General features: G+C 57.2%; 12 protein-coding genes. 3 read left to right on the forward strand and 9 right to left on the reverse strand.

Features of this window, described 5'->3' with window-relative positions; all coding sequences use genetic code 11:
- The first annotated feature begins 100 nt into the window (after nt 1–100).
- A complete protein-coding gene (locus FEZ62_RS10505) occupies nt 101–1,414 on the forward strand; it encodes an FAD-binding oxidoreductase (RefSeq protein ID WP_172927611.1) in 1,314 nt (437 codons plus the stop codon).
- 94 nt (nt 1,415–1,508) lie between these two features.
- Nucleotides 1,509–2,021, forward strand: coding sequence for an Mpo1-like protein (locus tag FEZ62_RS10510; RefSeq protein WP_172927612.1), 513 nt, complete (start codon nt 1,509–1,511; stop codon nt 2,019–2,021).
- A 37-nt stretch (nt 2,022–2,058) separates the two neighbouring features.
- On the opposite strand, the gene FEZ62_RS10515 is transcribed toward FEZ62_RS10510, so the two are convergent.
- From FEZ62_RS10515 to FEZ62_RS10555, 9 genes are all read right to left on the reverse strand, one after another.
- Entirely contained in the window at nt 2,059–2,802 is a 744-nt protein-coding gene (locus FEZ62_RS10515) for a hypothetical protein (RefSeq protein ID WP_150548074.1), read from the reverse strand.
- Nucleotides 2,803–3,041: 239 nt separating this feature from the next.
- A complete protein-coding gene (gene siaD / locus FEZ62_RS10520) occupies nt 3,042–3,869 on the reverse strand; it encodes a biofilm regulation diguanylate cyclase SiaD (protein WP_172927613.1) in 828 nt (275 codons plus the stop codon).
- 4 nt (nt 3,870–3,873) lie between these two features.
- Nucleotides 3,874–4,260 carry a biofilm regulation phosphoprotein SiaC gene (siaC, locus tag FEZ62_RS10525; protein WP_069902249.1) on the reverse strand — a complete coding sequence of 129 codons (387 nt, stop codon included), beginning with the start codon at nt 4,258–4,260 and terminating at the stop codon, nt 3,874–3,876.
- A 16-nt stretch (nt 4,261–4,276) separates the two neighbouring features.
- Nucleotides 4,277–4,819 (reverse strand): biofilm regulation protein kinase SiaB, encoded by a 543-nt coding sequence (siaB, locus tag FEZ62_RS10530; protein WP_069902250.1) that lies wholly within the window; start codon nt 4,817–4,819, stop codon nt 4,277–4,279.
- A gap of 48 nt (nt 4,820–4,867) precedes the next feature.
- The gene (gene siaA / locus FEZ62_RS10535; protein ID WP_172927614.1) at nt 4,868–6,838 is read right to left on the reverse strand and encodes a biofilm regulation protein phosphatase SiaA; all 1,971 of its coding nucleotides are present in this window, start codon (nt 6,836–6,838) and stop codon (nt 4,868–4,870) included.
- 162 nt (nt 6,839–7,000) lie between these two features.
- The gene (gene modC / locus FEZ62_RS10540) at nt 7,001–8,104 is read right to left on the reverse strand and encodes a molybdenum ABC transporter ATP-binding protein (protein WP_172927615.1); all 1,104 of its coding nucleotides are present in this window, start codon (nt 8,102–8,104) and stop codon (nt 7,001–7,003) included.
- Nucleotides 8,101–8,781, reverse strand: a complete 681-nt coding sequence (gene modB, locus FEZ62_RS10545) for a molybdate ABC transporter permease subunit (RefSeq protein WP_172927616.1) — start codon at nt 8,779–8,781, stop codon at nt 8,101–8,103. The genes modC and modB overlap by 4 nt, the downstream gene beginning before the upstream one ends.
- A 17-nt stretch (nt 8,782–8,798) precedes the next feature.
- Nucleotides 8,799–9,542 (reverse strand): molybdate ABC transporter substrate-binding protein, encoded by a 744-nt coding sequence (gene modA, locus FEZ62_RS10550; protein WP_172927617.1) that lies wholly within the window; start codon nt 9,540–9,542, stop codon nt 8,799–8,801.
- 143 nt (nt 9,543–9,685) lie between these two features.
- A complete protein-coding gene (locus tag FEZ62_RS10555) occupies nt 9,686–10,318 on the reverse strand; it encodes a class I SAM-dependent methyltransferase (protein WP_172927618.1) in 633 nt (210 codons plus the stop codon).
- A gap of 273 nt (nt 10,319–10,591) precedes the next feature.
- On the opposite strand from FEZ62_RS10555, the gene FEZ62_RS10560 reads away from it, so the two are divergent.
- The gene (locus tag FEZ62_RS10560; protein ID WP_172927619.1) at nt 10,592–12,196 is read left to right on the forward strand and encodes an inorganic phosphate transporter; all 1,605 of its coding nucleotides are present in this window, start codon (nt 10,592–10,594) and stop codon (nt 12,194–12,196) included.
- The last annotated feature ends 20 nt before the right edge of the window (nt 12,197–12,216 follow it).

Consider the following 12,216-nt stretch of genomic DNA (forward strand, 5'->3'; position numbering starts at 1 on the left):
GGGCGAGGGCGTTTGGGTGGCTTTTGGGCTTCGGCGGGATTTTTTTGAGAGTTTTGAGGCTGGGCCTGAGGGTTGGCTGAATTTTTTGTGAGGGGTTTTTATGAATGCTCAAGTTAATGGCGTGATTCCGGCGGCGGAGCGCTGTAAGTCGTATTACACCGCGACGCTTAATCAGGAGACTGATTATCCGACGCTGCAGGGTCAGGTCAGTGTTGATGTGGTGATTATTGGCGGTGGCTTTACCGGTGTTGCCAGTGCTGTCGAGTTGGCTGAGCGCGGGCTCAAGGTGGCGATTGTCGAGGCTAATAAAATTGGCTGGGGCGCGACCGGGCGTAATGGCGGGCAGGTGACGGGCAGCCTTTCAGGTGACGGTGCAATGCGTAAGCAGATGCGCAAGAAGCTGGGCGATGAGGTTGATGATTTTGTCTGGAATCTGCGCTGGCGCGGCCATGAGATCATCAAGCAGCGGGTCGAGAAATATTCGATCAATTGCGATCTTAAGCACGGCCATCTGCATGCTGCTTTCAAGCCGAGCCATATGACGGATTTGCAGGCCGATTACGAAGAAGCAGTGCGTCGTGGTATGGGCGCCGATGTGACCCTGCTTGACCGCGAAGGTGTCCGCGGCCAGCTGCAAACCGACCTGTATCAGGGCGCGATCAAGAACACCCGCAACATGCACCTGCACCCGCTTAATCTGTGCATTGGTGAAGCCAAGGCGGCAGAGAGCCTGGGTGCGTTGATTTTCGAGCACTCCGAGGTGCTGGAAATTGTTCATGGCGCTAACCCTGCGGTGATCACGGCGCAGGGCCGGATTGATGCCAAGCAGGTGCTGTTGGCGGGCGATGTGTACCACAAGCTGGAAAAGAAGAAGCTCAAGGGCATGATTTTCCCGGCCATGGGCGGCATTGTTACCACCGCGCCACTGGGCGAGTTGGCTGATCAGATCAATCCGCATGATCTGGCGGTTTACGATTGCCGCTTCGTCCTCGACTACTACCGGCTAACGGCCGACAAGCGCTTGCTGTTCGGCGGTGGCGCTAACTATTCGGGGCGTGATTCTCGCGATATCGCCGCCGAGTTGCGCCCCGGCATTGAAGCCACTTTTCCACAGCTAAAAGGGGTTGCCATCGACTTCCAGTGGAGCTGCGCGATGGGCATCGTGATCAACCGTATCCCGCAATTGGGCAAACTCTCGGATAACGTCTGGTTCTGTCAGGGTTACTCGGGCCACGGTATTGCGACCACTCATATCATGGGTGAAATCATGGCTAACGCCCTGACGGGCACGTTGGAGAAGTTCGATACCTTCGCCGGTTGCTCGCACATTAAAGTGCCAATGGGCGATGTGTTCGGCAACCCAATGCTTGCGGTCGGTATGTGGTACTACCAAATGCTGGAAAAACTGCGCTAAAACTGCGAAATCTGCTGCAATCCATCCGCGTAGGTGGTTTATTTGGAGGTGTGCGATCGTGCACCTCTAATAATAATGCAGCAGGTTTTTTGCCATGAAAACGCTCGAACAACACCTCGCCCAATACGCGGCTTATCACCGTGATCGTCGTAACATCATCAGCCACTTTATTGGTATTCCACTGATCGTTCTGGCCGTGGCTATTGTGCTTTCGCGCCCTGGTTTTGAGTGGGCGGGATTGTGGTATTCGCCTGCGCTGGTGGTCACTTGTGTGGCAAGCCTGTTCTACTTGCGGCTGGATATTGCGCTGGGTGTTTTAATGACCTTGCTGCTCGGCCTTTGCGTGTATACGGGCGCGGCACTGGCGCAACAATCCACTGCGCAGTGGTTGGGTTGGGGGCTGGGTTTGTTCGTGGTCGGTTGGGTGATTCAATTTGTCGGGCATTACTTTGAGGGGCGTAAACCGGCCTTTGTCGACGACATCATGGGTTTGGCAGTTGGCCCGCTGTTTGTCGTGGCCGAAGCGGCGTTTCTGCTGGGGCTGCGCAAGGATCTTGAGCGCTCGGTGGTTGCCAGCGCCGGGCCGACCTGCATTCGTAAGGCTTGATCAAGCCGCGGGCCGGCGCCAGCCGGCCCGCTCAGTTTTACTGCATGGCCATCCAGTTTTGCGTGAGAACACGGCTGTGACGATCTACGGTGATCGGCGCGAAAGGCCGGCCTGAGACGCTTTGCAAGGTGTTGCTCTTGCTGTTCATATCAGTCAACGCCGCTTTCAAATACTCCCAGCGCGCGTGCAGTTTCAGCGCAGCAGGTGTGTCTGTCTTGGCCAGCTTGGCCAATTCCTGGTCGATATCCGGCACCAGTTGGCGTTCATCCTGACCGAGGTAGGTGTCCGGTTGCTCGCGCGCGATCTCGAAGGTTCCCATGTACGAGCGGCTCAGGTATTGCACGCTGAGGTATTCGATCTTTGCCGGGAGTTCGCTGTGCGCCTCGCTAGGTTGCTGGCGCGCGGCGTGCAGAAACTCGCGCAGCGATTTGCTCAGGTCTTCCGGGTAGCGCCACGGAACGTTTTCGTCGCCCGGCCCGTAGCTCACGCCATTTTGCAGCTGCGTCACCAGCGCTGCATGGCTGGCTGTGAGTTCAGCACTGGGTTGCTCGACCTGATTCATGGCTGCTGCCAGCGCGGCGAGGTCGCTATCAAGGCGTTGTTTGTGTACTTCCTGAAAGCCTTCTCCACGCAGCAGAAGCAAGCTGCTGGTGGCCCGAGAGGCGTAGATCTGAATTTGCTCCTGGGGAATGATCTCAGCGGCAAATGTTTGCGGGGGTAGCCAGGCGATGAAGCCGACAATTGCTATCAATAGCTTTCGGTAAAACGAGGTTAAGCGCATTCCGGGGGTGCTCCTTATTATTTTTGTGAGCATTGCGGATGTATCGGGTGTAACACGTTACCCAGCCTCAAGGGTACCTTGTGGCCGCGCGGGTAGAATTACTCCAAAGAGTGATTTTAGGCAGTTTATTGCAATCGGCACGGCGAAAAACGCCAACCTCATCGCAGCTGTTGTGCAAAGTGGGCGGTTTTTACTGTGTTACGGGCTGCGCTTGGCGGCCACGATTGGCGCGGGATTGCTCAGTCCGCGGCGCGGATTGGGCTGAGCTCGGGCACGGCCGGTTCGCTGGCGAATACGCAGCGGTTGCGGCCTGCACGCTTGGCGTCCAGCAGGGCGGCATCGGCGCGGTTGAGGGTTTGCGAGTAGCTTTCTCCCGGGCGGTGTTCGGCAACTCCAAAGCTTGCCGAAACGCTCAGGGTTTCAGTGCTGACCCGCACGGAGAGGGATTCCAAGCCGCAGCGCACACGCTCGATAACGGGTGCGACATCTGACAAGTGTGTGTCTGGCAGCAAAATCAGAAACTCTTCGCCGCCCCAGCGTCCGCACAGGTCATAGGCGCGGATCTCGGCCTGTAAAACCCGGGCGATTTCTTCGAGCATGCGGTCGCCGATATCATGGCCCCAGGTGTCGTTAACCTGTTTGAAGTGGTCAACATCAACCATCGCCAGAACAAACGGCTGCTTGAGCCGTACTGCTCGGCCCACTTCTTCCTTAAGGCGTTCAATCAGCATGCGCCGGTTGGCCAGCGAGGTCAGCGGGTCACGGTTGGAGGCTTCCTGCAGCGCCAAATTGAGGTCGCGCATCATCTGCTGATAGCGGTCAGATATGCGTGCTACCTTCTCCAGCTTGCGCAGTTGCTTTTGGTAACGCTCCGACAGCGACAGGTTTTGCTCGCGTGCCAGCGACTGGTAACCATCCGAGATTCGCGCGATGCGTTCCAGACGATCGAGGCGCTCTATATTCTGCTGGTGCAGGCGCTCAAGTGCGGCGTGCAGCGGATGCCCCTGATACTCAGGTTCAGCCAGCAGTTTTTCGATCATTTGGTCCAGTTCGCGTTCGCGGCTCATGGGTTTACTCTTCGAATGCCAGAATGGAGAAGTCGAAGGTGCAGTCTTCGCGGAATTCTTCAGCCAGTTCCGCTACGCGCTCGTTGCGGTTGTCGTAGTGCCAGTTGACGCTGACACTGCGGCCTTGCTGGTGGGCATCTTCGAGCAGGTCGAAAATGTCCATCATGGCTTTGATCGAGCTGGTGTTGAGATACAGCAAGGTCAGTTCAAGCTTGAGCGGGCGCGCTTCGTCATTGAGATAGCGTTCAACCCACTGGATGACCTGATCAAACAACTCGAACGAGTTTTCAGGGTAGGAATCACCCTGCATCGCCAAGATGCCAGTCTGCCAATCGCCCTGAATCGCAGGGGTCGACTGGGTACTGGGAATATTCAATTCACTGGTGTTCATGTCCTTCAACTCCCTGTCAGATCACTGCACTGAGGCTAAAGAAGGCTTTGCCATCCGTTTGCTCGTGCAGGCTGGCCCGCAAGCAGGCACTAGATTTACGCGCTATGTCCAGCAAGCCGAGGCCGGCGCCACTGGCGGCACCTTCAGTGCGCGGCTTGCGCAGTTGTTCTTTGTAGGCCGCCTTGAGTTGGGCTTTGTCCATGCTGGCCAGGGTTTCGACGAACGCGACCAACTTGCGCCCATCCTCCAGCATGACCAGATTGCCGGATGAGACAACGTAATGGTTGTCTTCGTCACGGGCGATGGCCACGGTTGCCGAGGCGTCCTGTTCGTTAAAGCCTTGCTGGGTGGCATAGTGCCTGATGTTTTGAGTCATTTCGATGTAGACCCCAAACACATCCATGGCCGCTGATGGCTTGGCCTGGTCGGCTTGCAGATAGTTACGCAATGCAGTGCCGATTTCCTCGATCAAGCTGCGCGAGATCGGACCGTTGAAGCAGAGCATGACGCGCTGCCGGTTGTAGGCTTCGCGCATTGCTAACAGGTCTAACGATTCCATAGGAGCCCCTTGGTTGGTGAGCCATTCGGCTCAAAGCCTCTCACCCGATCACTGCTCTGGATCAAAGCGAAAAGACAGCACGGTAATATCGTCGCGTTGTGGCAGCTCGCCCTGATACTCAGCCAGCCGGCTGGCGAATACTGCATATTGTTCTTTTAACGGCAGCCGGGCATGTTCGCGCAGCATCTCGGTAAAGCGCCGGTTGCCAAAGCCAAAGCCCTGTTCGCCGCCTGCCTGATCGAGAAAGCCGTCGGTGCACATGTAGTACGTCCAGCCCGGATGCAATGTCAGTTGGTGATTCTGATACTCGCCCTGACGTTTGTCGCCAAGCGCCCGACGACCGCCATGCAGCTCTTCGACGGTTTCGCCGTCGCTCGCATATAAAGCAATCTTTGCGCCACTAAATAGCAATCGGCTGCGCGAACGGTCAAGCCACACCAACCCTGCGTCGGTATTGGTCGCCAGCGCCCGTGACAGCACGGCATCCCCGAGCATGCCGCGCAGCGCGAGGTCGGTTTCACGCAAGATCGCCGCCGGGTCCTGTTCACCCGCCACATCAATTGCGTGGTCGATTGCGGCGCGCGCAAGCATGGTCATCAACGCGCCGGGTACGCCGTGGCCTGCGCAGTCGAAAATGCCCAGCAAATAGCCATCCTGATTCTGCCGGTACACATAGAAGTCGCCGCCGACAATATCGCGCGGCTTCCACAGCACAAAGTGCTCATCGCCCAGTGAAGCACCGAGTTGGCGGTCCGGCAGAATAGCGCGCTGAATCAGGCTGGCGTAATCAATCGAGTCATCGATCTTCTTGTGCGCCGCGATCATTTCGCGGTTGGCTTTTTCGAGTTCCTGAGTGCGCTCCAGCACCTTGCCTTCCAGCTCGCCGGTGTGGCGACGCACCTGATCACTCATGCTCGCAAAGGCTTTCGACAGCTCACCGATTTCATCTTCGCGCTGAGACGTAATCGGTGCGTCGTAATTACCGCCGGCTATCGCTTTGGCGCTTTGCTGGAGGTCTTTCAGCGGGCGAATTACCAGGCCTTCTACCGCATAGCCAAAGCCCAGCAGCAGCACACACATCAACGCGGCCAGGCTGATTATCAGCAACCACAACCAGCGTTGGTCGATGAGGTGGGCGGCGTTGAGGTTGACTGACGTCAGAACATACCACTGCAGAGGCTCGATGTAGCTGAGCGCCAACAAGCGCGGCTGGCCTTGAATCTCGGCGTGCAGGGTTTGCACCCGCGTCGGATCGCGCTGAGCCTCGGCCATGGCTTTGCGCAGTGCCGGGCGGTCGGTTTCGTCGGTTAGCAGGTCGTACAGCTGCGTGTAAGCCGGATGTGCATCGCTGCTGACCTGGATAATGCCGTTGCTGTTGATCAGCATCGGCTCCACGCCCGGCTCCAGATCGCTGAGAATGGCTTTGATGAACGGTTGCAGGTTGAGATCGCTGCCGGTCATGCCCAGCAAATTGCTCTGCGCGTCACGTACCAGCACGTTGAAGCGCACTTGCAGGGTTTGATCGCGCTCGTTCTGCGAGACCAGCAACTGGTAATCGTCGGAAATGTTGCGGGCCTTGAAGTACCAGGCATCGGCGGCACTATCTGGCCCCAGCTTGTAGCGGCGGATTTGGCTGACCGGGCTGTCGGGTGTGTTCGAGTAATAATTGCGTGTGGCGTCGACTACAACGAAGTAACTTTTGTCGAGAAATTCGCTGCGAAAGCCTTCGGCTTCATCGAAAAAACGCGTGCGTTTAAGTGAGCTGCTTTCATCTTGCAGCCATTGGCGGGTGCCCAGCGAATGGGCAAGACGCTGTGACAGCGCCAGTTCGCGGCTGATTGGCGCGGCAATATGCTGGCGGTTGAGCTGGGTCAGATTGCGTGCGTAGGCTTCCGCAGAATGATCGCGGATATCCTTCATCGCTCCCCAACCGAACAGTAATGCCGGTATCAATGCCACTACGCAAGCCAACAGCAGTGCAACCGCCGACTTGCTGCGCAACCCCCAACGAGCTCCCATGCACAGCGTCCCTTGTGTCATAACCGACCTCTGCGGGCCGGATCTGTGACCCGCATTGTGCCGCTGCTTGGGAATACAGGCAAACTTATGCAGTGGCTATGGGCCGCCAATTGTCGGCGCAGCGAGAGGCACGTCACAAACTGCATCATTCAGTGGCAGGCGCTATTGATTGGCGAGCAGTGAAACCGACTTGATTTGTGCCCACACCTGCTGGTGTAACTGAATGCCCAGCTGGTTGAACGAGTAGCGGGTGATGCGCGCAAGAATTTGCTGACTGCCGATGGTCAAAGTGACCAAAACCTGCGCCTGACCCTCAAGCATGACCCAGCCTGCAACCGTTGCAGGCAACAGGTTGAGCACGCTGCTGTCCTCGGCACGGCTCAGGCTGAGGCTGATGTCGCGGGCTTTAAGCTTAACCCTCACCGCACTTGCGGAGGCCAGTGGGGCGTGAGTTATTTGCAGCATGACCGGGCTATTTTCCAGTTGGATATGCAGCAACTGGTATTCGCTGTCGTAATGCTTTACCACGCCATCGACAACGGCCTGTGCATCGTCGTCATGCATAAAGGGCAAGTTGGCGTTGAGCAGGCTCTCCTTGAGCGGCCCGCTGCTTGCAACGCGCCCGTCTTGCAAAACTACCAAATGGTCAGCCAGCCGGGCGACCTCATCGGGTGCGTGGCTGACATACAAAATGGGGATGCGCAGCTCCAGGTGCAAGCGTTCAAGATAAGGCAGCACCTCCGCTTTGCGCTTCAAATCGAGCGCCGCCAGCGGTTCATCCATCAGCAATAATTTGGGGCTGGTCAGCAGGGCGCGGGCGATTGCCACGCGCTGGCGCTCCCCACCGGAAAGCTTGGCCGGCATACGCGAGAGCAGATGGCCGATACCCAGCAACTCGACGGCCTGCGCCAGCGGCACTTCGCGCTGCGCTTTGGCTATGCGCTTGAGCCCGTATTGCAGATTGGCCTCGACAGACAGGTGGGCAAACAGATTGGCATCCTGAAAGACATAACCAATTGGGCGTTTGTGCGTGGGCAGAAATATTCCCCGGCTGCTGTCCTGCCAGCATTCACCATTGACCATCAACAAGCCTTCATCAGCTTGTTCAAGCCCGGCAACACAGCGCAGGCAGCTGGTTTTTCCCGAGCCCGAATCTCCGAACAGGCCAGTAATGCCCTGGCCGGGTAGATCAAGGTCTACATCAAGGCTGAACGCGCTGTAGCCCAGCTTGAAGCGCGCCTTAATTTGTTCATTCGCCGCACTCATTGCCAGCCCTGCTGTGTGCGGCGGCTGGAGTAAAGCGCCAGCAATATCACAAAGGAGAACAGCAGCATGCCGCCTGCCAACCAATGTGCTTGCGCGTATTGCAGCGACTCGACGTGGTTGTAGATCTGCACCGAGACCACCTGGGTTTTGCCCGGAATATTGCCGCCAATCATCAGCACCACACCAAACTCGCCAACAGTGTGGGCAAAACCAAGAATCGCTGCGGTGATAAAGCCGGGGCGGGCCAGCGGTACGACCACACTGAAAAAGCAGTCGCGCGGGCTGGCACGCAAAGTCGCCGCCGCCTCAAGCGGAGCATTGCCGATGGCTTCGAAGGCGTTCTGCAGCGGTTGCACGACAAAGGGTAATGAATAAAACACCGAACCAATCACCAGTCCGCTAAACGTGAAGGTCAATATTCCAAGACCAAGGCTCTCGGTGAGCTGCCCGAAAAAACCGTTCGGGCCCATGCTGATCAGCAGATAAAAACCGATAACTGTCGGCGGTAATACCAAGGGCAGGGCGACGATGGCACCGATTGGTTTTTTCAGCCACGAGCGGGTGCGCGCCAACCACCACGCGATTGGCGTGCCCAGGAACAGCAGCAGCACAGTGGTCAGCGAGGCCAGCTCCAGCGTCAGGAGAATCGCGCTGAGGTCATCTTTGCCGAGGGGCATGGGTTAGCGTCTCATGCTCATATTTTATAACCGTAAGCCTTGATTACCTTGGCGGCTTGCGGGCCTTTGAGGTATTCGAGCAAGGCCTTGGCGGCCGGGTTGGCAGCTCCTTTATTGAGCAGCACGGCGTCTTGTTTGATGGGCTGGTAATAAGACTCAGGTACTGTCCAGACCGAACCTTGCGTCAGCTTGCCGTCTTTGGAAACCTGCGATAACGCGACAAAGCCCAGTTCGGCATTGCCGGTCGAGACGAATTGCAGGGTTTGGCTGATGCTCTGGCCGACCACCAGTTTGTTTGCCAGCTGTTCGCTCAAGCCAAGCTTGGCCAGGGTCTGTGTGGCAGCAAGACCGTAAGGGGCCGTTTGCGGGTTGGCGATGGCCAGATGATCGAACTGGCCACGTGTGAGTACATCACCTGCAGCGTCTACCTGATCGGCTTTGGCCGACCACAACACCAACGTACCGGTGGCGTAAGTGAAGCGCGAGCCGGCAACCGTGGCCCCTGCGTCTTCAAGTTTTTTCGGGGTGCTGTCATCTGCCGAGAGGAACACTTCAAACGGCGCGCCGTTGTTGATTTGCGCATACAACTGGCCGGTAGCGCCGTAAGCGGCAACCACATCATGGCCGGTGTCCTGGCTGAATTGCTTGGCAATGGTTTGCATTGGCGCGGTGAAGTTGGCTGCGACTGCAACCTGAACCTGGTCGGCCAACGCCGTGCCGGAGAGCAGCAAGCCGATAACGCTGAGTAGAGTTTTTTGCATTGCCGGGTCCTTGTTCCGAGTCTGTTGCTGCGACAGAGAGTAGGACTGGATTCTAAGTAGCGCTATCTACTTTTGTATATAGCGATTTGTTGATTTAATTCTTACGCATCGACGCGGGTTGGCTGTGGACGTTTTGTTTGGGCTCAGACGTTGGCTTTGCGCCACACGCTGGCGAGCCAGGGTTGCTGCTCGCGGGGTAACCCGGCCGGGCGATAGTAATGCTCAAGCTCGCTGAAATCGGCCGCCTGCATCAGTTCGCGCCAGTGCGTCAGGTCGTAATACGCGCCGTAGCGCTCAGCGTTCCAGCCTTCCTGATTGTCTCCGCGTGGGTTGGAGCTGAATAGCACGCCACCGGATTTCAGCGTGGCATGCAGTTGGCTCAAAACACGCGGCAGGGCTTCGCTGGGAATGTGGAACAACACTGCATTGGTAAACACACCGTCAAAGTGCTCGGCGGGCAGTTGCAGCGCGAGAAAATCTTGCTGCCAAGCTTCGCATTGGCTTTCGGTGCGCGCCATTTCAACAAAGCTTGCCGAGCCATCAAGGCCAACCGGGTGATGACCGAGAGCGCGAAAGGTACGCAGGTCACGGCCCGGTCCGCAGCCGAAATCGAGGATTTGCAGCGGCGCGGGCGCGTCGATGTGGCGGAGCAGAGCCGCAATGTTCTGGCTCACGTCATGGTCACGCGTGCCATCGCGAAACGCTTCGGCGCGGCTTTCGTAATGGCCGATGGTCGAGGCACTGATGAGGGCCAGTTGTTGCGGGGTAAGCGGCATGCGAAATAAGCCTGACGGGCGTGGATGTCTGGTTATCGTAACTCAGTGATTGTCCGACAGGTAATGTGCAGGGTAGGGATTGTGGTTCGGTTGAATGCACACGGAACATTGTTTGAAGGCCTCAAGATCGCGGCTCTTAGCATCTTTTTGACGCCTGTATGTTGTCTCTCAACGTTCATCAAGCTGTCACTTGCCAGTGAATAAATGCCATCAAACGGTTGCTCCATGTCTGGAGCAGCATCTGACTGTTCGGCCTATTGCTGAGTGAACTGTATGTCTGACTCTGTATCCTCCGGTGGCGCGTTGGCCACCACCCAGATGGGCGTCTCCAAGACGAGTCTGTTTTTTGCCGCGTTGCTGGTCGCGATCACCGGATATTTCATGATCTGGGGGCTGGATTACACCAATAACAATCATGTGATCCTGTTCATTCTGGCGACGTTGTTCGGCATTTTCATGGCGTTCAATATCGGCGGAAACGATGTCGCCAATTCGTTCGGTACCAGTGTCGGGGCTGGCACCCTGACAGTTCGTCAGGCGCTGCTGGTGGCCGCGGTGTTTGAAGTGAGCGGGGCGGTTATTGCGGGGGGCGAGGTGACTTCGACCATTCGCGGCGGCATCGTCAATCTGGGCGCGATGGCGGTCTCTGCGCGTGACTTCATCTTCATCATGATGTCGGCATTAATCGCTGCTGGCATCTGGTTGCTGTTTGCGACGAAGAAGGGTTATCCGGTTTCAACCACTCACTCGATTATTGGTGCGATTGTCGGCAGTTCGATCACGCTGGGTATTTTGCTGAGTGGCGCCGACAGCGCGCTTGCGCTAGTGCAGTGGGACAAAATCGGCCAGATCGCCATGTCCTGGGTGATCTCGCCAGTGCTCGGCGGGCTCGTCGCCTACGGCTTGTTCTTCCTGATCAAGAAGTATGTGCTCACCTACAACGACGAGGCCGAGGGGCGCATACAGCAAATCCGCGAAGAGAAACGCAGCCATAAACAGCGCCACAAGGAAGCGTTCGAGCGGCTTTCCGAAGTGCAGAAAATTTCCTATACCCACGCCATGGCGCGTGACATGCACGTTGTGCATGACAGCGATTTTCAGCCTGAAGATTTTGAATCCGAGTACTACCGCGACCTTTACAAGATCGATCAGAAACGCGGTCAGGTGCAGAGTCACAGTGCGCTTGAACTCTGGGTGCCGATCATTGCTGCGCTTGGCGCGGTCATCATCTCCTCGATGCTGTTGTTCAAGGGGCTGAAGAACCTCAATCTGGGCCTTACTCCGCTGCACAGCTACGTGATCATGGGCATGATCGGCGCGCTGGTGTGGCTGGCCACGTTCGTCTTTGCCAAGAACCTTAAGGCGCAGCCGCTGAGCCGTGCGACGTTCCAGTTGTTTAGCTGGATGCAGGTGTTCACCGCCTGCGGCTTTGCGTTCAGCCACGGCTCCAACGATATCGCCAACGCAATCGGCCCGTTCGCCGCCATTCTCGAAGTACTGCGTACCGGTGAAATTGGCTCAGAAGCGGCGATTCCACCGGCCGCGATGCTGACCTTTGGCATCGCCCTGATTGCCGGCCTGTGGTTTATCGGCAAGGAGGTGATACAGACCGTCGGCCATAACCTCACCGCTTTGCATCCGGCTTCCGGCTTCTCTGCCGAACTGGCTGCCGCCGCAGTGGTGATGATGGCCTCGGTAATGGGCCTGCCGGTTTCCAGTACGCACATTCTGATCGGCGCGGTGCTGGGGATTGGCTTGGTTAACAGCCAGACCAACTGGTCGCTGATGAAACCTATCGCGCTGGCCTGGATTATCACGTTGCCGGCGGCGGGCATTCTCGCTGCCATCGCCTTTATCGCCCTCAGAAGTATCTTCTGAGTCGAGCAAATCCTGTGAGG

Origin of the sequence: Pseudomonas sp. MS19 (assembly GCF_013277615.1) — a bacterium.
Taxonomy (GTDB): Bacteria; Pseudomonadota; Gammaproteobacteria; order Pseudomonadales; family Pseudomonadaceae; genus Aquipseudomonas; species Aquipseudomonas marincola.